The sequence below is a fragment of the Shouchella oshimensis genome, assembly GCF_002019765.1.
GTDB classification, from domain to species: domain Bacteria; phylum Bacillota; class Bacilli; order Bacillales; family Bacillaceae_D; genus Shouchella; species Shouchella oshimensis.
Window position 1 is genome coordinate 313,704 of the sequence record NZ_KV917380.1, and the last position, 22,789, is coordinate 336,492.

Annotated in this window: 21 protein-coding genes; 12 read left to right on the plus strand and 9 right to left on the minus strand. The window is 39.9% G+C overall.

The window, feature by feature from the left end; genetic code table 11:
* Positions 1-61: 61 nt before the first annotated feature.
* On the plus strand, positions 62-1,393 hold the full coding sequence (locus tag BK583_RS01480) for an alkaline phosphatase (protein ID WP_055736449.1): 1,332 nt from the start codon (positions 62-64) through the stop codon (positions 1,391-1,393).
* A 46-nt stretch (positions 1,394-1,439) separates the two neighbouring features.
* Here BK583_RS01480 and floT read toward each other — a convergent pair whose 3' ends face one another.
* Positions 1,440-2,894, minus strand: coding sequence for a flotillin lipid rafts scaffold protein FloT (floT, locus tag BK583_RS01485; RefSeq protein ID WP_038484289.1), 1,455 nt, complete (start codon positions 2,892-2,894; stop codon positions 1,440-1,442).
* Between the two features lie 19 nt (positions 2,895-2,913).
* Positions 2,914-3,432, minus strand: a complete 519-nt coding sequence (locus BK583_RS01490; RefSeq protein ID WP_055736448.1) for an NfeD family membrane protein — start codon at positions 3,430-3,432, stop codon at positions 2,914-2,916.
* A gap of 367 nt (positions 3,433-3,799) precedes the next feature.
* On the opposite strand from BK583_RS01490, the gene BK583_RS01495 reads away from it, so the two are divergent.
* From BK583_RS01495 to BK583_RS01505, 3 genes are all read left to right on the plus strand, one after another.
* The gene (locus BK583_RS01495; protein ID WP_169836821.1) at positions 3,800-4,198 is read left to right on the plus strand and encodes a DUF3021 family protein; all 399 of its coding nucleotides are present in this window, start codon (positions 3,800-3,802) and stop codon (positions 4,196-4,198) included.
* Positions 4,199-4,422: 224 nt separating this feature from the next.
* Entirely contained in the window at positions 4,423-5,523 is a 1,101-nt protein-coding gene (locus BK583_RS01500) for a response regulator aspartate phosphatase (RefSeq protein ID WP_055735487.1), read from the plus strand.
* A gap of 445 nt (positions 5,524-5,968) precedes the next feature.
* Positions 5,969-7,288, plus strand: coding sequence for a 2-hydroxycarboxylate transporter family protein (locus BK583_RS01505; protein WP_051667688.1), 1,320 nt, complete (start codon positions 5,969-5,971; stop codon positions 7,286-7,288).
* Positions 7,289-7,328: 40 nt separating this feature from the next.
* On the opposite strand, the gene BK583_RS01510 is transcribed toward BK583_RS01505, so the two are convergent.
* A complete protein-coding gene (locus BK583_RS01510; RefSeq protein ID WP_055735486.1) occupies positions 7,329-8,219 on the minus strand; it encodes a LysR family transcriptional regulator in 891 nt (296 codons plus the stop codon).
* A gap of 121 nt (positions 8,220-8,340) precedes the next feature.
* On the opposite strand from BK583_RS01510, the gene BK583_RS01515 reads away from it, so the two are divergent.
* Both BK583_RS01515 and BK583_RS01520 read left to right on the plus strand, forming a co-directional pair.
* Positions 8,341-9,270, plus strand: a complete 930-nt coding sequence (locus BK583_RS01515; protein ID WP_055735485.1) for a hydroxyacid dehydrogenase — start codon at positions 8,341-8,343, stop codon at positions 9,268-9,270.
* A 14-nt stretch (positions 9,271-9,284) separates the two neighbouring features.
* A complete protein-coding gene (locus BK583_RS01520) occupies positions 9,285-9,977 on the plus strand; it encodes an RraA family protein (RefSeq protein ID WP_055735484.1) in 693 nt (230 codons plus the stop codon).
* Positions 9,978-10,274: 297 nt separating this feature from the next.
* Here the strand turns inward: BK583_RS01520 and BK583_RS01525 are convergent, their stop codons facing one another.
* From BK583_RS01525 to BK583_RS01540, 4 genes are all read right to left on the minus strand, one after another.
* On the minus strand, positions 10,275-11,204 hold the full coding sequence (locus BK583_RS01525; protein WP_055735483.1) for a hypothetical protein: 930 nt from the start codon (positions 11,202-11,204) through the stop codon (positions 10,275-10,277).
* Positions 11,205-11,330: 126 nt separating this feature from the next.
* Positions 11,331-11,906: a histidine phosphatase family protein gene (locus BK583_RS01530; RefSeq protein ID WP_055735482.1), complete on the minus strand. Its 576-nt coding sequence runs from the start codon at positions 11,904-11,906 to the stop codon at positions 11,331-11,333.
* A gap of 253 nt (positions 11,907-12,159) precedes the next feature.
* On the minus strand, positions 12,160-12,339 hold the full coding sequence (locus tag BK583_RS01535; RefSeq protein WP_055735481.1) for a hypothetical protein: 180 nt from the start codon (positions 12,337-12,339) through the stop codon (positions 12,160-12,162).
* A 97-nt stretch (positions 12,340-12,436) separates the two neighbouring features.
* Complete coding sequence (locus BK583_RS01540) at positions 12,437-13,954, minus strand: FAD-dependent oxidoreductase (RefSeq protein ID WP_055735480.1); 1,518 nt, start codon at positions 13,952-13,954, stop codon at positions 12,437-12,439.
* Between the two features lie 186 nt (positions 13,955-14,140).
* On the opposite strand from BK583_RS01540, the gene BK583_RS01545 reads away from it, so the two are divergent.
* The 5 genes from BK583_RS01545 (at position 14,141) to glnA (ending at position 19,354) form a co-directional block, all read left to right on the plus strand.
* A complete protein-coding gene (locus BK583_RS01545) occupies positions 14,141-14,569 on the plus strand; it encodes a disulfide oxidoreductase (RefSeq protein ID WP_038486311.1) in 429 nt (142 codons plus the stop codon).
* Positions 14,566-15,039, plus strand: coding sequence for a thioredoxin family protein (locus BK583_RS01550; RefSeq protein WP_038484260.1), 474 nt, complete (start codon positions 14,566-14,568; stop codon positions 15,037-15,039). The genes BK583_RS01545 and BK583_RS01550 overlap by 4 nt, the downstream gene beginning before the upstream one ends.
* Positions 15,040-15,439: 400 nt before the next feature.
* Entirely contained in the window at positions 15,440-16,927 is a 1,488-nt protein-coding gene (cshA, locus tag BK583_RS01555; protein ID WP_139366146.1) for a degradosome RNA helicase CshA, read from the plus strand.
* Positions 16,928-17,054: 127 nt separating this feature from the next.
* A complete protein-coding gene (locus BK583_RS01560) occupies positions 17,055-17,528 on the plus strand; it encodes a DUF4064 domain-containing protein (RefSeq protein ID WP_055735479.1) in 474 nt (157 codons plus the stop codon).
* Between the two features lie 467 nt (positions 17,529-17,995).
* The gene (gene glnA / locus BK583_RS01565; RefSeq protein WP_055735478.1) at positions 17,996-19,354 is read left to right on the plus strand and encodes a type I glutamate--ammonia ligase; all 1,359 of its coding nucleotides are present in this window, start codon (positions 17,996-17,998) and stop codon (positions 19,352-19,354) included.
* 40 nt (positions 19,355-19,394) lie between these two features.
* On the opposite strand, the gene BK583_RS01570 is transcribed toward glnA, so the two are convergent.
* A complete protein-coding gene (locus tag BK583_RS01570) occupies positions 19,395-20,222 on the minus strand; it encodes a hypothetical protein (protein WP_055735477.1) in 828 nt (275 codons plus the stop codon).
* 213 nt (positions 20,223-20,435) lie between these two features.
* Between BK583_RS01570 and hutH the strand changes: the two genes are divergently transcribed.
* The gene (hutH, locus tag BK583_RS01575) at positions 20,436-21,923 is read left to right on the plus strand and encodes a histidine ammonia-lyase (RefSeq protein ID WP_055735476.1); all 1,488 of its coding nucleotides are present in this window, start codon (positions 20,436-20,438) and stop codon (positions 21,921-21,923) included.
* Positions 21,924-21,949: 26 nt separating this feature from the next.
* On the opposite strand, the gene pdxK is transcribed toward hutH, so the two are convergent.
* Positions 21,950-22,759 (minus strand): pyridoxine/pyridoxal/pyridoxamine kinase, encoded by an 810-nt coding sequence (pdxK, locus tag BK583_RS01580; protein ID WP_055735475.1) that lies wholly within the window; start codon positions 22,757-22,759, stop codon positions 21,950-21,952.
* Positions 22,760-22,789: the final 30 nt, after the last annotated feature.

Below are 22,789 nucleotides of genomic sequence, written 5' to 3' on the forward strand. Positions count from 1 at the left end.
TTACAATTTTCCTATAAGGTAAAAGTGTAGGAAATAAAATTGGACAAGGGGTGGATGATAAATGAAAAAACAGTTCATTACATATGGTTTGGTTGGCGCAATGACAATCGGGTTAATCGCTACAACAACAGGTGTTTCTGCCAGTGACGATGGAAGTATACCAAGTCACGGACCCGCCAAAAATGTCATTTTCTTAATACCCGATGGTTTCTCCCAAAGTTATGCAAGTAGCTACAGGTTCTATAAAGAAGATGCTCTTCCGATATGGGAAGAAAAAGAGATGTTTGCTGCTATGGTAAAAACGGGGTCTAATAATGCGGTCATTACAGATTCTGCTGCAGCAGGAACAGCTTTAGCAACAGGTCATAAAACAGATAATGGTGTGATCGGTTTAGGGTCAGATGGCGAGTCACTCCCGACCATCCTCGATATAGCAAAAGAAAATGGAAAACGTACAGGTCTAGTAGCAACATCAACGATTACCCATGCGACCCCCGCTGCCTTTGCAGCAAAAGTAGAATCTCGAGGAAGCTACACAGAGATTGCGAAACAAATGATGGAAAACGAAAACGTTGATTTACTATTCGGTGGGGGGAGAACCGAATTTTTACCGGAGAGCGAAGGGGGTATTCGTGACGATGATCGAAACTTAGTGACATATGCAGAGGAAAGTGGCTATACATACTTAGAAACCCGAAGACAGCTTATGCAATGGGAGGGCGAAGGTGATAAAGTACTCGGATTATTTGCAGAGGAAGCATTAGAGCCGTCTCTTAACCAACGAACGGACGAGCCAAGCCTAGCGGAGATGACGAACACAGCCATTGATTTCTTATCAAAAGATGAAGAGGGATTCTTCTTAATGGTGGAGGGCAGCCAAATTGACTGGGCTGGTCACGACAACGATCCTCTCTATGCGATGACGGATACAGAAGCCTTTGAAGAAGCCGTAAAGATAGCGGTAGACTACGCAGACACCCATGAAGATACGTTAGTTGTCATGGTAGGCGACCACGATACAGGTGGAATGGCTGTTCATGCCTCTGAAGAAGCACACCCAACGATGTTAAACCAAGTCCATTCATTAGGTAAGGATATGGCTGAAGCAGTTACCCACGATTACGCTAATCTAGAGGACGTTCTTAAAGAGAAAACAGCATTTGAATGGACGGAAGAAGAAATGGATGACTTAAAAGAAGCGGAATCGTTAAAGCTTGCCATTAACGGGGCGATCAGCGAGAAGACAGGCTTTGGTTGGTCTTCCTACGATCACACTGGTATAGATGTACCACTTTTCGCTTATGGGGCAGGAGCAGCATCATTCAACGGCACAATGGACAACACCGATGTTCCGAAAATAATGCTTGAAGCCCTTGGTCTATCTGGACTATAAAAGAAAGAAACCGCCTGTCTGTTAGGAGAGGCGGTTTTCATCATTATTATTTTTTCGATATATTTTCAACAAGCTCTTTAATATCAATGCCGCTAGATGCCTTTAATGATTCTTGCAAGCCAGCCATGAGATCTGTTGCGTAACCAGTGACACGATTCGCACCACCATTTTCACCAGATCCAGTATCCACAACGGTAATTTTATCAATATTAGATAATGGAGAAGAAACTTCTCTTGCGTACTCAGGTAGCATGTCGATAATCATGCTGAGCTTAGCTGCTTCGCCATATTTCTCGAATGCTTCGGCAATCTTTTCTTTTGCTTCGGCTTCAGCAAGACCTTTCAGACGAATAACATCCGCTTCTGATTCCCCGCGGGCACGAACCGCTTCGGCTTCAGCAAGACCATCAACACGAACTTTCTCCGCTTCCGCTTTTGCCATCGCTTCCACCCTGTATTTATCTGCATCGGCTTCTGCGAAGTGTCTACTTTTCTCTGCTTCCGCTGATTGTTCAACAGAATAACGGTCCGCATCGGCTTTCTTTTTCACTTCTGCATCATATTGACGCTCACGACGCGCAATTTCTTTTTCTTCTAATTCAATTTGCTTTTGACGCTCAATAATTTGAATTTGCATTTGTTGTTCAGTTACTTCTTGTTTCGAGCGTGCTTCTTGTAAGTGGTACGCTTGGTCAGCTTGGGCTTTCGCTTGCTCTTGCTCACTACGATAAGCCGCTACCTTTAACTGATTATTCTTTTCAGATTCAGCAATTTCTGTAGCCCGCTCAATTTCAGAACGTTTCGCTTGCGTGTTCGCATCCGCTTGACGAATACGCGTTTCTTTTTCCGCTTCCGCTGTGGCAATATCTGCGTCACGTTTTACTTGCGCAATTCTTGGCTTACCAAGAGATTCTAAGTATCCATTCGTATCTCGTAAATCTTTAATGGTAAAGGAAACAATGACAAGACCCATTTTTGCTAAATCTTGTGAAGCCACTTTTTGTACCTCTTGAGAAAAGCGCTCACGGTTTTTGTAAATCTCTTCTACTGTCATAGAACCGAGAATCGAACGAAGATGACCTTCTAGCACTTCTTTCGCTTCTTGTTCCCGATCTTCTCTTGATTTTCCTAAAAATTGCTCTGCTGCTGTCGCGATTTCACCAATGGAACCACCGATTTTAATAATGGCTGTACCATCGGCAATAACCGGAACGCCTTGCTCTGTGTACACTTCTGGTGTTTGGACATCCAATTTACTTGATAGCAATGACAATGGCTTTGCTTGTTGAAAAACCGGCATTACAAACGTACCGCCACCACGAACGATTTTGATACGGTTACCTGCATCGTCCATGTTTACATTTTTACCACCTAAATAACTTCCTGTTACAATAAGTGCTTCATCTGGTCCTGCCGTGCGGTATCTTGTAACAAACACCCCTACAAGTACAGCTAGAATGACAACGACAATTCCAACAATAATGATAATTTCCATACCCAAAACAATTCCCCCTTAAAAATTAAAGATCATCGAGTGCCAACATCGTGACATAGGCAATCCCATTTTCCATCTTGACAATGACAACTTCAGTACCTGATGGAATAACTTGATTATCCAGACAGGCTGCTGTTTTCGCAATGGTTCCGCTGTCGCTACGAATGACAACCTCTCCGAAACCATCTGCTGGAACCGTCAAAATTACCTCGCCCTGCTTTCCTTCCAAGTCTTCATCACTATAAGCAACAGACTCTTCTGTATGCTGCAAAGGCGTCAAAATAAACAAATTAAATAATGTCGCCAAACCTAACGCAATTGCAGCAGCAATAAGACCGGCTACAAGGCTATCAAAAGGTGAAAATCGCTCCAATATGTAAGCAGAAGCCCCAAAGAAAGCAGGTGTAGAAAGGATTAACGTCGGTGAGAGCCAGCCATCAAAAATGTCAAAAATGCCATCCAATATATCTGACAACAAGACATATAAAACGGTCAACCCACCACTAACTAGAAGGATTGTGAAGTAAATCGTTGTGAGCTCCATATAAATTCCTCCTTTACCTAAGTCTACTTTATATACGCCTCCAGTAGGGGAAGAAGTTTCAAGAAAATGAATTAAAATTTCGTAGAGAATAAAGACAACAGCAAAAACTAAAAAAAGAAAAACAAATAATGAAGAGGTAAAAGTAAAATGGAGGAGTGATAAAGGAGTGCCAGCAGTTTAGCGCGGCGAGTACGAACATAAGACGATGATCATGATTGGGTATTTCCTTATTTATACAAAAATTGACTGAACCTTTCATTTATGCAATAATTATGTAAAATTTTTAAAAATAAACACTTTAAAAAATGTCAGTCATATTAGAAGTGAAAATGGTGCAGTTCTTATGGTAAAAGGATGGAGGAATGTTATGAAACTTTTTTTGAAAGGATTACTTAGAGGGTTAGTCCCATTAGTAATTCTATTAATGATTTCAATGTGGAATATGTTAAATGGATCAACAGACTTGGCAAAAATTTTTTTATTTTATAGTTTAGTAACCTTTTTTGTAGGGGCATTAAGTGTGATATATCAAATTAAAAAATGGAGTTTTTTAAAGCAAATTATTGTTCATTATGCGGCAATGCTGATTACCGTTTTTCCAGTTTTGCTTCTATACGGTTCCTATCCACTGAATACTTTTATGGATGTGTTAAAGGTATATTTTCATTTTAACAAAGTTGGCTTTATTTTATTTGTTTCGTCATTAATTATTTTTAGAGTATTTAATAAGTTTGATACCTCTAAAGAAAAGTATAAAACGTTGTAATAAAATTCTTCACCACATTTTGTGAGCCAATTTTCTATCAGATACAAATGTATAGAAAAACAGGAATTATGTAGAAACATGACGAATGGAAAAAGTAGAAGACCAGATAACATAAATAGTTACAAAAATTAACAAAATGTATATTGGGAAATATCTAACTTATCTTACATTTGTTCTATTTTACCAGTAAAATAGAACCATAATAACAAAAAGGAGGTGGTAGGATGCAAATAACGATACCATCAGAGGAAGTCGGTGCCAAAATTGTAGAATGGTATAGTTGCATTATTGCACGATCAACGGATGAAGCCATTCTATTACATGAGGAAATTAAGCAGATGCTAAAAAGGATGGAGCCTAGTGACAGCATTTTGGCTTATTATTCGCTTGTAGAGTACCGATATACGATGATGAGAGATCAAACGACAGATGAAAAAGCTGGAGACGAGATGATCGAACGTGTATCTCCAGCAGTAAGTGAATCTCTTGACCATCTGTTAAGGTATATGTACTATTTTGTAAGCGGTCAACATGAGTTTATGCACCATCGCTATCGTTCTGCCATTCGCTTATTTCGTAAAGCCGAGCGATTGCTCGAATATGTGAAAGATGAGGCAGAAGAGGCTGAGTTTCAATACTATATGGGTTTGGCGTTATTAAGGATTAATCATAATGCTTATGCCTGCTCATACTTAGAAGAAGCCATTGTGACATTTAAGCGATTAGGGTATACAGAGCGAATTATTTTCTCAACTAACATTTTAGCAGGTATTTATTCAATATCAGATATGCATGAAGAGGCAAAGGAAATCATGAATGAAAATGTATCTTTAAGTAATGATTATCCGTATGCTAAACAATTAGTTATTAATACGATGGGCATTAACGCTTATCGAGAAAAAGATTTCGAGAATGCAAAAAATTATTTTGAACAGAATATATCCTCTGATGAGTTTACTGGTTATTTTGTAGTCGCACAAGCACACTATTGTTTAGCAAGAGTTCTGTTTGTACAAGGTAATCATAAAGAAGCAGGAACAGAACTAGACAAAGCTTTCCAAGAAGTAACTAAACATAACAACGAAGAATTTCTCATTAGATGTAGAATCCTGCAAAAGATATACGTGGAAAAAAATTATAAGGATTTGGAACATGAGTTTGATTTATTAGAAGATCGGAAAATGTTATATGCTTGCGAAGAACTTGCTCAGGAGTTATCGGCTATGTTTCAGGAACAGCAGGATACGGAAAAGGCACTTTGTTTTATGCAGCGTGCCTATCGTGCCAAACAAAAATCGTTAACGTTAGGAGTTGGGTCAGATTGAAGAAATTTCTAATAGCTTTGATGATGGTGGGATCTATTGCTTTATTGTCAGCAACGAATCAACCAGTAGCAGATGGTGACATTCAAACGTATGTACAGCCTATAGCTGGTCACTAATATTCAATTTATCAAAGACTGCACCTTGTAAAAGGCTCCAGTCTTTTTTTGATGTAAAAATAGGCGCTTAGGATACTTTCTTGTGTTTGCTAACTTGTTAGAGTCCTTTTCTTTTTGTAGTTATAATGTAGCCATGATAGGCATGGAGAGCAGCCATTAGGGCTGCTTTTTTGGTTTTGATCATGATACGTAGAGTGGAATAAATCCATTTAATATCTATATTTGTGCTATTTAATAGGTGAATTTGCTACTTTACAATAAGAAAAATAATATTATCCTTAGAATAAGTTATCAATAAAGAAAGCGCTACCAATCAGGGGGAATATGGAATGAGTGATTTGAAATTAAAAGAAACAGGACGGAATCGATTCTTAACGGATGAGATCTATGGTATAAGGTTGCCTTTATATTTGGCTCTATTGATTCCGGCAATTCTTTGTTTGTATTTAAATATTTTACCAATAAATATTATTACAGGATTAATGATTACCATGGGATTAGGTGGGCTTTTTCTATGGATTGGAGATTCGATTCCTAAATTTTCAGAGTTTGGGGGAGGTACATTACTCTGCATTTTTTTACCTGCGGTGCTCATATTTGTTGGGGTCTTGCCAGAATCAATGTCAGAGATTGCTCAAAATTTTTATAGTGGATTTGGATTTCAAGATTTTATCGTAGCTGGATTAATTGTTGGGAGTATTTTAAGTATTAAAAGAGAAGTTCTAATTACAGTTGGTTTGAAGATGCTTATTCCTCTTATGACAACCATTTTATTAGGTGCATTAGTAGGTGGGTTATTAGGTCAGTTATTTGGTTTAGGTTTTAAATACACAATATTATTGATTGTCGCTCCCATTATGGCAAGTGGTTTAACGACGGGTGCCATTCCATTATCGCAAATATATGCAGACAATATGGGTGGTGTACCTTCTGATTTCTTTGATATTCTGGCACCTGCCGTCATGGTCTCCAATATTATTTGTATTTTATTAGCATCCATTCTTAATTTCCTCGGAAAAAGAAAGAAAACACCTTTTAAAGGTTTTTCAGGAAATGGGAATCCATTAAGAGTAAAAAACGATTCTTTTAAAGTGGAAGAAGGAAATCGTTTAGTTGAATCCATTAAAAATATAGGAATAGGCATAATGGTAGCTGGCGGTCTTTACATGTCAGGTGTCCTACTAAACGGGCTTTTTCCTTTCTTCCATACCTTTGTATGGTTAATTGTTTTAGCTGCCATTTTAAAACTGACGAACTTGCTACCGAATCAAATTAATAGTGGGGCCGAAGTGTGGTTTAATTTTATTAGTAGAGTATGGGTTCCTGCCGTCCTTGTAGCGATAAGTGCCAGCCTAATAGACGTAAATCGTGTACTAGATTTAATAACGAATCCAACAAATATGTTTGTAACAGTAATGGTCGTGGTGATTATTGCAACCATTGCAGGTTTTGCAGGGTGGATTATTGGTTTCTATTTCGTGGAATCGTCCATTATCTCAGGATTGGCTTTAGCAGACATGGGTGGAGTAGGAGATGTAGCAGTGTTAAAAGCAAGTGAACGAATGCAGCTCTTCCCATTTCTTCAGATTACCACGAGAATAGGTGGCGTTCTCACCATTGTCGTTATGAGTTTATTATCTGCAACGTAGTTTAATAAACACCCCCTGTTTTGTGACAGGGGGTGTTGTTTTACCTGTGAATGTTCGTTTCTTCAAGGTTTTTTTTAGACACATAAGTAAATAGCTCAAGAGAATGTTTTTTAGAGATGAACGGTTTTTTATGAGTTAATTGATAACAAATATAGGGTGGCGGATTGTTTTCCAACTGATAGCTATAAAGCTTTCTTTCCATAGCGATCTTATGGGCTATCCATTCAGGAACAACCGCCCAATATTTTGAGTTTTCCAGTACACCGAGTAGGATGTTCATGTTATCTAATTTGAACTGCTGGTGAATCATTTCCCCGCACCAATATTCGTGCCACATTCTATAGTCTTCTCCCCACGGCATATAGAGTTCATATTTTGAATCTAGCTCGCTAATATTTAAACTTTTCCCACCTAGGTATTTCTTCGCGCTTATAACAACAAGTGGTGATTCGAAATATTTACTTACATTGACGTTTGGGCTGTTTCTAATGGCTAGAGAAAAACCAACATCAATGGAACGGTTTTCAATTTCATCGTAGAGTTCTTTTGAATGTAAGGTATGCGTTGATAAAAACAAGGAAGATGTGAGGGTACTAATCTCCTTATAAACTTCTGGAAGAAAAAAAGTATTGAAGCTATCAACTGAACCTACGCTTAAAACCGATTTAGGACCACGCTTCTTTAATAGATCCATTTCTTTATCAATGTGATCCCATTGTTCTGCTAATCTCAGGAATTCCTCTCCAGCAGGCGTTAGCTTAATCTCTTTAACCCCTTTTCCTCGTTCTATTAACTTAAATCCTAATTCTGTCTCAGCGATCATCAGTCTTTGGCTAATGGTGGTTTGTGCGATATGCAGCTCTTTTGCTGCCGCACTTAATGACTTCTTTTTAACAACTGCTAAAAATGTTTCTATAAAATTTAAATTCATAACAGACCACCTTATAACATATTTATCGTTATTTAATAAGCTTAATACCTATTTTACATTAATAAACCTACTAGATAAACTTAATACAATGATAACGCTATCAAGATGACGAGGTGTACAGGTGAAACCATTTAAAATTCTCTTAACGGAGCATATTGACGTAAACGCAATGAAAACACTTGAAGAATATTGTACCATTACACAGGATGTTAATGAGATTGATGTTGTTGACGGTATTATTATTAGAGCTGAGAAAGTCACTCGGGATATGATTGCTAAAGCAAAAAACTTAAAAGTCATTGGAAAACATGGTGTAGGGTACGATTCCATTGATATTAAAGCAGCAAAAGAATATGGCATCAACGTTGTATACACCCCACAAGCGAATATTCAATCTGTAGGTGAATTAATTATTGCGTTAGCCATGAATATGGCTCGTAATGTGAGTTTGAGCTTCGAAAGAGGAAAGCAAGACAAAAATAAAACAATCGCGCCAAAAGAACTAACGGGGTATCAATTAAGTAAAAAAACATTTGGTATTGTGGGTGCGGGTAAAATTAGTAGAATAGCAGCTACGATTGCAAAACAAGGATTTAATATGGAAGTCCTTGCCTATGATCCATACATTTCTAGAGAAGAGTGTGATCAATTAGGTATTCAAAAAGTTGATTTAGATTTATTGATGACTTCAGCGGATTTCGTTTCGATTAGTGTTCCATTGACGGAGAATACAAAGCACTTAATAAATGAATCGAAGCTTCAATTAATGAAACCAAGTGCAATTCTTATCAACACATCTAGGGGTGGAGTAGTTGACGAGGAAGCTCTTTATAACGCTTTAATTCATAAACATATTTACGCTGCAGCAAGTGATGTTTTTGTAAAAGAACCACCAACGAGTGAGAACAAGCTTTTAAGCTTGGATAATTTTGTTGCTACACCTCATATTGGAGCCAACACCCATGAAGCAATGGCTCTTATGGGATCTACCGTTGTGAACGAAGTGCTTCTTGTATTGAGGGATGAAAAACCAAATTATAGTGTTCTTTAAAAAGGAGAATGTTTATGAGCGTAGGGAAGCGAATTTACACAAATAGAGAGAATATGAATCCGACTTTAGTGGATCGCTTTAGGGAATATCCTTCAGCAAATGTATCTGATTGTATGGAACGGTTGTATAGCATGAATGCCTATATCAAGCCATTCGGCAAACAAAAAAGGCTATTAGGTCAGGCTTTAACTGTCAAAGCATCCATTGCTGATAATATGTTATTTCACCAAGCACTCCTTATGGCGCAGCCTGGTGATGTCATTGTAGTGGAGGCTGGAAGAGATATGAATCATAGTATATGTGGAGATATTATGTATTCGATTGCAAAAAGTAAAAATATTGCCGGATTCGTTGTTGATGGGTGTATTCGTGATGTTGATTACCTTCAAAAGGAAGATTTCCCTGTGTTTGCTGCCGGTGTAACAGGAAGAGGACCTTATAAAAATGGCCCCGGTGAAGTAAATGTAGATATTTCTTGTGGAGGGCAGGTTGTACATCCCGGAGACATCATACTAGGGGATGAAGATGGCATTGTGGTTATTCCACCTCAAGAGGCTGAAGGTATCTTGGCAAAAGTTGAAACGTTACTTAATAACGAGAACCAATCAATGGAAATCATACAAAGTGGCAATTGGGAAGAGAGTGCGCTCGCAAAAAATATTGAAAAACACCTTGAAGAGAATGGGTATAAATTTATTCATGAATAGGAGGTCGTCAATTCACTAATTGATGAAGGCCGATGATATACGTTGCTTTCGAATTTATTAGTGAGCTCTATCCGGTTTGCAATGAATAGGTAACCAACCATAAAGCTACTTAGAATGTAGAAAACCCGATTGACGTTTCCGTTCAATCGGGTTTATTTGTTCAATTAAAGGATTGCATGATAGCATTCCCGAAACCTTGTATCTATTCCTCTTCGAAAGCAAGTCCCTATTCAAAGATTTTAATTAAAGAGAACTCGGCAAATGTAAAAAGCGAGGGACAATACGTGATTCGTTGTCTTACATCTCTTCACTCAGTAAGAAATTCATTCGGACAATTAAGTCGTTCGTTTCTTGTCTAACTTGAAAGTAAAGCTCTTCAAATTCTTCTTTGTTCTCGGCTGGGTTTTCGAATTGCCCTAATTGTCCCCACATTTGATGCAGGTCTTGTATAAGTTCAAATAATTGCATGTCATACACCGTTTGAGGTGCAGGGAAGAGAACCATCGGAGAGCCAAGCTTTTCAAATTCTTCTAATAGAATGGGGAGGGCATCATGGTTATACAGATCTTCCTGAACGATATAGTCTATGTTATGAATAGGTGCAGCGGTGAGGTAAATCATTTGCATGACGCCTCTCTCTAAGTTTGACGCTTCCTCCCATGTTCGGTATTCTGATTGATCTTTTCCTTCAAGCTCTTGTGGTGGTGAAAGCATGATGAATTTGTAGGCTTCTTCACGCAATTCCTCATCCAATTGAAAAGCCTCTGCTTCTATTATATTTATAAAAACATCGGCATAATTGGTGACCTGGACGATATTCTCGTCCTCGGGGTTTGTAATGTTTCGTACCGGATCTTCGTCTAAATCAAAATAAATACGACCGTTATCGTCCATATAGTCCTCTACAATCTCAATTTGAGTATGCTCGTGTTTCATGTTGCCATCCTCATCATAGGGGGAGTCCATCGGAACTGTTAGAATTCGAAGCGCTTCCAATTCACTCTCACTAAGCTCTTCATCTGATGCATCTGTCGGTTCTTTCTCATCATCTTCGGTGGTTGTTTGTGAGTCTGATTGATTTGAATCGCTTGTGACCTCTTCTTCCTCTGATCCACGAACAGTAGAATGGGAGCGTTCTTCATTGTCGCTGTTTGTTTCTTCACTCGCATTTCCGCCGCAAGCAACTAAAAAGCCGCATGCAAAAGATAAAACCAAGAACTTTCTCATCTAATCCAACCTTTCATTTGTGATAAAACTATTCTATCATGCCTCATGAACCAATAACTGGAATCGTTTATTTGAGACTAGACCAATAATAAATTTAATAATTTTTTAAAAACAGTTACCGCTCCATTAAACTTCTCGCCAAATTCTAGTAAACTCAGTTACTGTCATTCCATCGAATTTCAATAGGAAGACATCAGGCTTTGTAGTCTCCATGAGAAAGTCAAAACCGATATGTTTAATAAAATTGCGAATCATTATTGTCATTACAAATCCATGAGTACTAATCGCAATTCTTTTTCCTTCAAAGTTTCTTAGTACTCTTTCTAATCCAAATATCGCTCTATCTAAACACTGATCATACGTTTCGCCGCCTAGTATTGCGTATTCATGGTTCGAGAACATTTTTTTTACAAGTGGGTAAACTTGCTCATTAGGTACAACTTTGTCCCCTTTTGAAAATGTACACTCTTTAAAGTTTTCGCATAGTAGTATTTCCTTTCCAGATTCAGTAGCTAATTCTTCTATTGAAAGAAGAGCACGAGTATAAGGACTTGAAATAAAAACCTCTATATCTTCATTCCTTAACAATGTAGTTAACTTACTAGCATCCATTGTTCCTTTTCGAGTTAGGCCTCTTCTTTCTTCACTACCACCTAGTTTTGGTGATTCACAATGTCTTATCATGTAAATATGCGTTTCCAAAATGAGCACTCCTATGAATTCATTAGACAAACATTTTCAGTCGTTTCCACTGTACCTGGTTTCGAAAATGGTTTTAAAGTGGTGCAATTAAAATGGTTTTGAATGGAGACATACGCAGTTTTCTAGTTGGAGAAATCCAGCGCAGTGTCTACTTACCGCACTAGATGAGGTTTCTTTATTCAATTTATCCCCATTCGGTTATCTTCGAGAATATTCATTAAAGCTGTCTCAATGCATCAAGGGTTTTTTGCTTTCAATTTTCTCCCCCTTCGGAACGCAAAAGTGATGTGTGACGCTCTTGTGCTTCGATCTTTTTAACTTTTCGGTAATGGGTCTGCATGCCAACATAAACACCTACTGCAATAACGGTAATTGCAAGTGCGAACAGCCAAATCCAATATAAGAATGACAGTATGATAGCGCCAATGGCCATAGAGAGCACCTCCATTTTTTGTCGTAGTTTTCCATACCCTACTTAGATTGTAAATAAAAGCAAAAAAGAAAAAACTGTGTGCCACTGGCAACACAGCTTAATCTAGTTTTTTAAGTGGTTCCTTTGCGGGGCCTTCAATAACCTCTCCTTTATAGGAAAAGCGGGAGCCGTGGCATGGGCAATCCCATGTAAGGTCGGCATGATTCCAGTTGCATTCACATCCCATATGAGTACACGTTGTATCGACTAGGTGAAGATCACCTCGCTCATCTTTAAACGCTCCAGCTCGTTTGCCGTCGTGTTTAACGACTGCCCCTTGGCCGTTTTCTAATTCAGCGATGTTTTCGTAATCATTTTGTACTTTCCCTTGGATTAAGTGTTTGGCAACATCTGCGTTTTCAGTCAGAAAGTGCTTAATGCTTGGATCGGAATGGAAGCGCATTGGTTTGTATAAGTCTGAATATAGGCTGTTTCCATCGACAATTAAATCAGTGAGTACTTGTGCTGCGCATATGCCACCTGTCATCCCCCATTTTCGATAACCTGTTGCGACAAATACATTCTTTTGCAAGGAGGAAAGTTGACCAATGTATGGAATATTATCTAGAGTCGTTAAATCCTGTGCAGACCACTCCTGCTCGGCTGTGAAATGGCTAAATTGCTCATCTGCAAAGGTGCGCAAAGCGTCGTAATGATTTCGGGCATCCATTCCTTGACCTGCTTTATGATGATCACCGCCTACTAAAATGTAGGTTTTTCCATGCAATTCTACGCTACGAAGGGATCGTTTCGGCTGTTCTGCACTTAAGTACATGCCACCGGCCCATGGTTCGTTTGTGGTGCCGGCTACCACGTATGAGCGATCCGCTTTCAATCGTGTCATATAAAGCCCGCCACCATCAATAAACGGGAAATGTGTAGCTGCAATGACTTTTTTGGCGGTTACCGTATGACCATCTTTTGTGTGTATGATAACGGAACCGTTGTCATGGGTCACTTTTTGACAAACGGTGTGTTCAAACAGTTGGGCCCCTTTTTTGTTCAGCTCATCGCATAGGAAGGACACGTAAGCGAGTGGGTGAAATTGAGCTTGATTTGGTATTTTTAAAGCAGCGCGTATGGTAAGATTGATTGGTAATTCAGTCACCCATTCGTGTGGAATGTCCAACTGTTCATATGCCTTTTTCTCACGTTTCAACCGATGCTCGCCATGGTGTGTAGTTGCATAAAGATACGTGTCTTCATCTGAGAATCCACACTCTAGTTGCTTGTCTTTCACAAGCTTACGAACGTATGCAAGTGCGTCGTTTTGAGATTGGTAGTATTGCTGTGCTTTTTCTTTTCCTACATGTGAAAGAAGTTCGTCGTAAATGAAGTCGTGTTGAACAGTTAATTTGGCTGTGCTATGACCCGTAGTACCTCGTCCGAACGAGGTGGCGTCAAGAACCGCCACTTGCTTTCCGGCCTCAGCAAGTAAATAAGCTGAGGTTAAACCGGTTATGCCACCACCGACAATCGCAATATCGACTTCAATATTGTAATCCAAATGGGGGTAAGGTTTATCATGAGAAGAAAGTTGCCAAATGGATGTTAATGGTTGTTTCATTTCACTCATATTCGAGCCTCCAAAGTTTTTTCTCTTATTACAATTGACCAGTCTGACTAATTTTAGACATGAAACAGAAGAAAAACAGTAGAGGAAAGTGAATTCTAATTCAATGTTCGGGATTTTGACATGTTATAGTGGCTTTAATTGGAGTACAATTGTACGAAAGTTTGGTTCGTGGGAGGCGGAATGTTTGTGAGTAAGAAGATTGAAAACAGTCTTTTGTTTGCATGGCTTGTATCGTTCGTCGCAACACTTGGATCGCTTTATTTTTCTGAAATTAAAGGGTTCGAGCCTTGTGCGCTATGTTGGTACCAGCGAATTTTTATGTATCCACTTGTTCTTCTGATTGGTGTCGGCATTATTCGTAAAGATACAGGGGTTGCCATCTATTCAGCTATTTTATCTGGAATCGGTATGGTCATTTCGATTTACCATTACGCCATTCAGAAACTTCCGGTAAATGAAGACGATGTGCTTGGTTGTGGTCTTGTCTCTTGTTCAGGAGAATATATAAACTGGTTAGGTTTTATTACGATTCCATTTCTTGCAGGAACCGCATTTATTCTTATTTTTAGTACAAGTTTATACACGATTAAAAAACGTAAGGAGGAAGTTGCGTGAAGAAATTACTTTGGATTGGTGGCGCTGTTGTGGCCGTCTTTATTATTTTGATTGTCATCCAAAATATGGGGCAAAGTCAGCAGCTTGAAAATAATACCCAGTACGACACAGACGATTTGGATTCAGCAACGATTGATCAGCTTGATGATCCAAACTATCAAAATATTATTATGCCAGATGATTTAGAAGAAAAACTTGCAAATGGGGAAGATGCCATTGTTTATTTCTTTTCTCCTGTATGTAGCTATTGTAAAGAAGCAACACCAGTCTTAATGGATGTTGCAGGAGACGAAGACATAACAGTTGACCAATACAACGTGCTGGAATATGATTCAGCAGCGTATAACATTCAATCAACACCTACATTAATTGCATTTGAAAATGGTGAAGAAGTACGTCGCGTTGTTGGAAACCAGCCGCCAGAGACATTCAGAGCCTTTTTAAATGGGGAGGAAGCCCCTAGTTCATAAGAAATGATAAAGCATGCGCTATCGTTGCACATGCTTTTTTATGAACCGTTAAGTGGTGGCTGTTACGCTTGTGCTGTAAAACCGTGTTATTATTTTTTTTCAATTGGTTAAACTAAGTGTAGGGACCGATGGTACGAGGGAAACATCAGTCACGCAAACGGTAAAAGTTGATTATTAGAAGGAAAGCGGCTATTGCGGAACCTTCAATAGTATGGTAAGATATTTGCTTGAGTACAGATGAGCGCCTATGATGTATAGTTGTAGATTTTAAGCAATCAAGAGAGCTTTAAGGCTGTCTCGATGTTCAAAGCGAGCCGACTTCACTGGCTTTTTGCATCAAGACAGCCTTTTCGATGCGTGTAAGGCGCTTAAATATAAAAAAATGAGGAGTTTTTAACACTTGACACAGTTTGATCAATTTGGTCTGGACACACGTGTTGTTCAAGCCATCACAAATATGGGCTTTACAGAGCCTACGCCTATCCAACAGCAAACAATAGAACTTGTAAAAGACGGTGAGGATGTCATCGGGCAAGCGCAAACCGGAACAGGAAAGACAGGCGCATTCGGTATTCCAATGGTGGATCGTATTGATGCATCGCAACCAGTTTTACAAGGGCTTGTGCTAGCACCTACTCGTGAACTTGCGAATCAAGTAGAGCAGTCGATTCGTCAGTTTGGACGTGAAAAAGGGGTTCGTACCGTTGTTGTATACGGTGGAGAAGACTTTGGGAAGCAAATTCGCGCATTAAAAGCAAAGCCGCATGTCATTGTTGCAACGCCTGGTCGTTTAATGGACCATATGCGCAGAGGTACGGTTCGTTTGCAAACGATTGAGACGGTTGTGCTTGACGAAGCAGACGAAATGCTAAACATGGGCTTCATTGAAGATATTGAAACAATCTTAGCGGAAACGCCACAAGATACAAGACAAACGCTTTTGTTTTCAGCGACAATGCCTCGCCGTATGGAGTCACTAGCAAGCAAATTTATGAAAAACCCGAAACGTATTGCGGTTAAAGCAAAAGAAGTAACAATGGAAAACATTGCTCAGCAATATGTTGAAGTGCATGAGCGTGAGAAGTTTGATGTGTTCTGTCGTTTACTTGACTTAGAAACACCTGAACTTTCAATCGTTTTTGGTCGTACGAAGCGTCGTGTAGATGAGCTTTCAGAAGCACTTATCAAGCGTGGCTACCGTGCAGAGGGCTTACATGGTGATTTAAATCAAGCGAAGCGTAACAGCGTCTTGCGTAAATTTAAGAGTGGCTTAATTGACATCTTAGTTGCAACAGATGTGGCTGCCCGTGGATTAGATATTAGCGGTGTAACCCACGTATTTAACTTTGATTTACCACAGGATCCTGAGAGTTACGTACACAGAATTGGACGTACAGGTCGTGCTGGAAGATCAGGTATTGCGATTACTCTTTCAACGAAGCCAGAGCGTGACCACGTAAAATTAATTGAAAAAGTTTCCAAAAAGCGTATGACGGCACGTCCGAAACCTACGTATGATGAAGCGTTAGCTGGACAGAAACAACTTGTACTCAACCAGCTTCGTGAGTTAACAATGGAAGGCGATCAGGACCATTACCGTGTGGAAGCAAAAGAAATATTACAAGAAACAGACGCAGTTACTGCCTTATCAGCAGCATTGAAGCTTTTAACAAAAGAGCCGAATGAAACGCCTGTTGCACTAACAAGTGAAGCACCACTTCGTTCGAAAAAGCGTCATGATGGCCGTGGTGGAAATGGCGGAAACGGTGGAAACCGTCGTCGTGATGGACGTAGCAAAGATCGTCGTAACGCTTTTAACCAGAAGCGTAGCAGAAGCGATCAGCCAAAAGGCGGTCAAAAGCGCCAATGGGCAAAGCGCTCGTCTTAACAGTATGAAAAAAACCTGTCTCTTTTCGGCAGGTTTTTTCTGTATAGCAATAGAGAATTATGATACGATCATAAAAGCATAATTTATATCATACATAAGCATGGGGATCGAAAAAGGAGAGATGACAGTGATTAAACGAACAGGTGAAAGAGTTCTTGGTATTATAGGGATCGTTTTATTTTTTCTAGGTACATTGTTTTTGGGTGCGCTAGCTGTTGGAGCTGATCAGGGATTATTTGAGGAATTTCTATTTGAAATGACAGATGAAAATAGTGAGTTTGTGGAGTCTGGCACTGAGCCGCTAACTGAAGAGGAAGCCAATGCAGCGATTGAAATGCTTGAAATGGTGAACTTCGGATTGTTAACGGCAGGATCTCTTATCCCAGCAATCGCTGGTATCGTAGCGGTTGTGATGGTGAAGAAAAAGCCCATCGTTGCCAGTATTTTGTTCTTAGGATCGGCAATTTTTTATGGAGCGACGAGCTTCTTATTAATCGCGTTAATTCTTCCAGCAATTCCTTTAATCCTTTATTTAATTGCGGGCATTATGGCGCTTGTACGTAAGCCGAAAGAACCGTTAGAGCCAGTAGATCAAGTTTAATATTTGAAAAAAGCGCTATAAGCTCGGGTGATTTTTTGAAAATCCAATGGCTTATAGCGTTTTTTGAATGCAAAGGAGTCAACTTTATAAGTAGTCATAAAACTGATTTGAACGAATGATTATTAATATTTCTTTCTTTCTTCATTGTTTGGTTTAACTTGAAGCAAAAAATGCGGTGACGCCCGCGGAAAGAGGGGCGACGGCTTACCCGTATCTCCGAGGCAAGCTTCCGCATTTTTTACTTTTGAAACGTTCGGCTTTATTCATAGGTTCACGAGCTATGAAATAAATAAAACGTTAATGACGGGCATTGAATAAATTTTTTAAATAGCGATCCTTTACCTTAACAGAGCGAATAGTGTGTCAGATTATCTTACAAAACGATTGCGCGCATGTCATATCCGTCATAGAGTAGTAGTAAGAAAAAGATGAGCATAACATCTACTAATCTAGGGGAGTGTTTCGAGATGGCAACTCAAGCGCCTACGAGAGAAAGTTTGTTAGAGACGATTCGGGAGACAATTGAAAAGAAGAATGTGGAGCTACTTCATATGCAATTCGTTGATATTGAAGGTATGCTAAAGCATGTAACCATTACAGCGGATCAGTTGGACCAAGCTGTAAACGGAGAAACCATGTTTGATGGTTCTTCTATTACGGGTTTCACACCAATCAATCAGTCAGATCTTTATTTAAACCCTGATTTATCAACATTTGCTGTGTTACCTTGGACAGAGGAAGAAGGCTATTCAGAGGCGAGATTTTTGTGTAGCGTAAAAAAGCCTGATGGCTCTGACTTTGATGGAGATCCTCGTAACATTTTAAAGAAGACGGTTAAGCGTGCAGCAGACAAAGGATATTCAATCAGTGTCGGGCCTGAGCTAGAGTTTTTCTTATTTGATACAGATGAATTTGGTCAACCAACGCTTCGCACACAGGATGTCGGTGGTTATTTTGAACCGTCACCTAAAGATGATGGGGAGAAAGTTCGTTTAGCCATTTATAAAGCTCTACGTATGATGGGCTTCACAATTGAAGCGTCTCACCACGAAGTAGCGATTGGACAGCATGAAATTAATTTTAAATATTCTGACGCTCTTGGCTCTGCCGATGCAGCGACAACCTATAAATGGGTCGTAAAAACTGTAGCAAAGCAGTTCGGTTTACATGCAACGTTTATGCCTAAACCACTTGGTGGGGAAAATGGAAATGGCATGCACGTGAACATGTCTCTATTTGATATCGAGAAGCAAGAGAACAGCTTCTATAACGAAGACGACAAAATTGCACTATCCAAAACAGCGTATCACTTTATTGCTGGATTGCTTGATAACGTAAAAGACTTTGTTGCGGTAACAAATCCACTTGTTAACTCGTACAAACGTCTTGTTCCTGGCTACGAAGCGCCTTGTTATATCGCTTGGTCTGCTTCTAACCGGTCAGCGCTAGTGCGTATCCCGGCGACAAGAGGAGCGGGAACACGAGTAGAAATTCGCTGTCCAGATCCATCTGCAAATCCGTATCTTGCGTTTGCTGTTGTAGCTGCAGCTGGTTTAGATGGCGTGGAAAATGAAAAAGAATGCCCTGCTTCTGTTGACGCAGATATTTTCAACATGACAGAGGCAGAAATTAGCGAGCGGGGAATTGAGAATCTACCAACAAGCCTTGAATCCGCTATTGATCGTTTTGAAGCAGGTTCAATTGGGCGGGAAACATTTGGTGAGCATGCGTTTGGTGAGTACATTGAGCTAAAACGTGGCGAGTGGGATGATTTCCGCACAAGTGTTCATGCATGGGAGCTTACAGCTTACCAAAGCAAGTTTTAAGACAGCGTAACGAAACCACTGACCCGAGTCAGTGGTTTTTTCATTCGCTCTGAGGTTTAATTCCGGAAGTTAAGGAGACAGGATCAAACGAATACAAAGACGCTGATACGCCGTTATACGGAACAATGGTGTATTCTTGCTCGAATGTAAGGTCCTCTGCATTGAAAGGTGCGACAATAAGAGAATCGTTCGTTGTTGTCAAAACGATATGAGTTCTTTCTTCATGATTAAATAACAAGTAGTCTGTCTGGTTACTAGCTAGATAATGACCAATAAAAAAAGAAAGCTGTGGGAGCAGGATTAGAATAACGATGCTAAATAAGAGCTGTTTTTCTAATTTTGTATCTTTAATAAAGGATGGAACATAATCGCGCCAGTTCCAATTGTCATACGGCGTTATCAATTTTTCTAAAAAGGTGGTTTTATAATGCTGTATGCGCCCATAAAATAAAGGAACGATGAAATAATAAGCAGCAATGGCAAAGGGAACAAAGTAAAAGATGGATTGGTCGTACAAAAATGCAATAGCTGGATAAAAAAGAAACCAAGGTAGAATATGGCTTGCTACTTTTGACCAAAAAAAAGGTAGCTGCTTATAATACCAGTTTAGTACAATTTGAATGACCAAGATGGCAATAATAAAAATAAAAACCGCAGTCATGGCGATGATGATGTGATTCAAATAAATCTGCCCAAAAAGGATTTCATTGATTTGGTAATAGTCAAATTGCCCCATTTGATAGCGGTAAGCAACTAAGTAGCCGAGAATTGTTGCAGAGGCAATGAGTAAAGCAGAATCAATTGAAAGTATTTGTTTTGTTAATTGGTGAGGATGTTGTTGTGTAATGCGTCTTTTTGAATGAGTCATAAGTCGTTTTTCCTTTCACGTCAGTCGTTGACAATTGTAGCATGAAACCCTACACTTTAGTTATTAGAATGATCGAAATGGAGTGAAAGACATGAATGTTCGGTCTTGTCGGTATCTCGTTATAAGGAATCAGGAGCTGTTCGCTTTGAAATGAGGATCATTTCAGCGGGCGGCTTCTTTTTTATAGCTTTAATGAACTAGAGGGGTGAAGCTATGGTTTATTTAACTGGAAAAACATTAGAAATGGAAGATGTGAAAAAGATCTTATGGCAAAGCGAACAAGTGGCAATTGATTCTGCGTGTATCTCTTCCATTCATCACAGTCGTTCAGCTGTTGAGGAAATTGTGGAGGAACAGCGGACGGTTTACGGGATAAACACTGGTTTTGGTAAGTTTAGTGATGTCCGAATTGAAAAAGAGGATGTAGAAGAGCTGCAGCGTAATTTGTTAGTGTCCCATGCATGTGGGGTCGGTCCATTGTTTGAGAAGGATGTAACAAAGACGATGATGCTGTTACGGGCGAATGCACTTGTAAAGGGGTACTCAGGCATTCGAATAGAGGTAATACAGCGACTCCTTGATTTTGTTAATATGGATGTCTATCCGTGCGTACCCCAAAAAGGCTCCCTTGGGGCTAGTGGGGATTTAGCACCGCTGGCTCATTTAGCATTGCCGTTAATTGGTGAAGGCGACGTTTGGTATAGAGGTGTAAAGAGATCCGCGCTTGAGGCTTTACAAATGCTTGGTATGGCACCGATTCGGTTACAGGCTAAAGAAGGCTTGGCGCTTATTAATGGTACTCAAGCTATGACTGCAACAGGTGTGATAGCGTATTTAGAAGCGGAAAAGTTAGCCTATGATGCAGAGAAGATCGCTTCTATAACGTTAGAAGGATTAGAAGGAATTATAGATGCGTTTGATGAATCTATTCATAAAGCTAGAGGATACCCAGAGCAAACGGCTTGTGCCGCTCGAATAAGATCGTATTTAAAGGATAGTCGGTTAGTGACCACTCAAGGGGAAAAACGAGTTCAAGACGCTTATTCGTTACGCTGTATTCCGCAAGTCCATGGAGCAACATGGCAGACCCTAGGCTATGTAAAAGAGAAGCTCATCATCGAAATGAATGCAGCGACTGATAATCCGCTTATAGTTGAAGGTGGGAAAAAAGTCATTTCCGGAGGGAATTTTCATGGTCAGCCGATTGCATTGGCGATGGACTTTATGGCGATTGCGATGGCGGAACTTGGGAATATCTCTGAACGGCGAATTGAACGGCTAGTGAATCCACAGCTTAATACGTTACCACCTTTTTTAAGTCCGGAGCCTGGGTTGCAGTCTGGTGCGATGATTATGCAGTATGTTGCGGCTGCTCTTGTATCGGAGAATAAGACGCTCGCTCATCCTGCAAGTGTCGATTCAATCCCATCTTCGGCAAATCAAGAAGACCATGTAAGTATGGGGACGATTGGAGCTCGTCATGCATTGGAAGTCGTTGCGAATGTGAGGCATGTTTATGCGATTGAAGCGATTTGTGCAATGGAGGCGACTTCTTATCGCGGTACGGAGAACATGGCGACAGCTACTTGTAGGTGGCACGTTCAAATGAGAAAGATCGTTTCCGCCATTACAGAAGATCGGATGTTTGCTAAAGACATTGAAGCTCTTGCTGCATGGCTTAAGGAAGAAAAGAACGCATAATGATGTCACTATGCGTTCTCCTAGTCTTACTTATGTTCAAGGTTGTAAGCGCCGTGAGCAACGGAGCCAACGTAGTCATTTAAACGACTTCCGTGTTTAATGGCGGCGGTAACAAAGGATTTTGCTGTATAAATGGCTTCTTTTACATCTTTTCCTTTCGCTAATGAAGCGGCGATTGCCGCTGCGAATGTGCAGCCTGCACCGTGGGTATACGTTGTGTTAATTTCATCTGATTCAAGGAGATGGAACTCTTCTCCGTCATACCATACATCAACAGCCTGGGCGGACTCAAGCTTACTACCGCCTTTAATAACCACATGCTTCGCACCTAGCTCATGAATAGCCTTTGCTGCAACTTTCATATCTTCAAGAGACGAAATGGCTACACCGGATAATTGCGTTGCTTCAAATAAATTCGGTGTCACAACAAATGCTTTTGGTACAAGCACGTCTCGTAAGCATGCATCGGTCTCTGGATTTAACGCCTCGTCAGCGCCTTTACATACCATTACTGGATCAACAACGAGTTGATCAACGCCGTATTGGTCCACTTTTTCAGCGACGATGTTAATAATCTCAATTGATCCAAGCATTCCTGTCTTGACTGCATCTACGCCAATGCCTTTTAACACAGTATCAATTTGTTTAGCAACAATAGCGGGATTTTGTGGGAAGACTTCGTGTGCCCAGCCTTCAAATGGATTTTGAGCAACAATAGTCGTAAGGGCGTTCATTCCGTATACTTGTAACTCTTGGAACGTTTTTAAGTCGGCCTGAATACCTGCTCCACCACTTGTATCAGATCCTGCAATCGTTAACGCTTTGTATCGTTTCATGATTTCGTCTCTCCTTTATCTCTGTTGTGT

What these genes read in the sequence shown, in the direction of transcription:
- BK583_RS01480 (WP_055736449.1), top strand. Translation starts at nt 62, where the DNA reads ATGAAAAAACAGTTCATTACATATGGTTTGGTTGGCGCAATGACAATC.
- BK583_RS01505 (WP_051667688.1), top strand. Translation starts at nt 5,969, where the DNA reads ATGAGTGATTTGAAATTAAAAGAAACAGGACGGAATCGATTCTTAACG.
- BK583_RS01510 (WP_055735486.1), bottom strand. Translation starts at nt 8,219, where the DNA reads ATGAATTTAAATTTTATAGAAACATTTTTAGCAGTTGTTAAAAAGAAG.
- hutH (WP_055735476.1), top strand. Translation starts at nt 20,436, where the DNA reads ATGGTTTATTTAACTGGAAAAACATTAGAAATGGAAGATGTGAAAAAG.
- pdxK (WP_055735475.1), bottom strand. Translation starts at nt 22,759, where the DNA reads ATGAAACGATACAAAGCGTTAACGATTGCAGGATCTGATACAAGTGGT.
- glnA (WP_055735478.1), top strand. Translation starts at nt 17,996, where the DNA reads ATGGCAACTCAAGCGCCTACGAGAGAAAGTTTGTTAGAGACGATTCGG.
- BK583_RS01570 (WP_055735477.1), bottom strand. Translation starts at nt 20,222, where the DNA reads ATGACTCATTCAAAAAGACGCATTACACAACAACATCCTCACCAATTA.
- BK583_RS01535 (WP_055735481.1), bottom strand. Translation starts at nt 12,339, where the DNA reads ATGGCCATTGGCGCTATCATACTGTCATTCTTATATTGGATTTGGCTG.
- BK583_RS01495 (WP_169836821.1), top strand. Translation starts at nt 3,800, where the DNA reads ATGAAACTTTTTTTGAAAGGATTACTTAGAGGGTTAGTCCCATTAGTA.
- BK583_RS01540 (WP_055735480.1), bottom strand. Translation starts at nt 13,954, where the DNA reads ATGAGTGAAATGAAACAACCATTAACATCCATTTGGCAACTTTCTTCT.
- BK583_RS01525 (WP_055735483.1), bottom strand. Translation starts at nt 11,204, where the DNA reads ATGAGAAAGTTCTTGGTTTTATCTTTTGCATGCGGCTTTTTAGTTGCT.
- BK583_RS01500 (WP_055735487.1), top strand. Translation starts at nt 4,423, where the DNA reads ATGCAAATAACGATACCATCAGAGGAAGTCGGTGCCAAAATTGTAGAA.
- BK583_RS01520 (WP_055735484.1), top strand. Translation starts at nt 9,285, where the DNA reads ATGAGCGTAGGGAAGCGAATTTACACAAATAGAGAGAATATGAATCCG.
- BK583_RS01490 (WP_055736448.1), bottom strand. Translation starts at nt 3,432, where the DNA reads ATGGAGCTCACAACGATTTACTTCACAATCCTTCTAGTTAGTGGTGGG.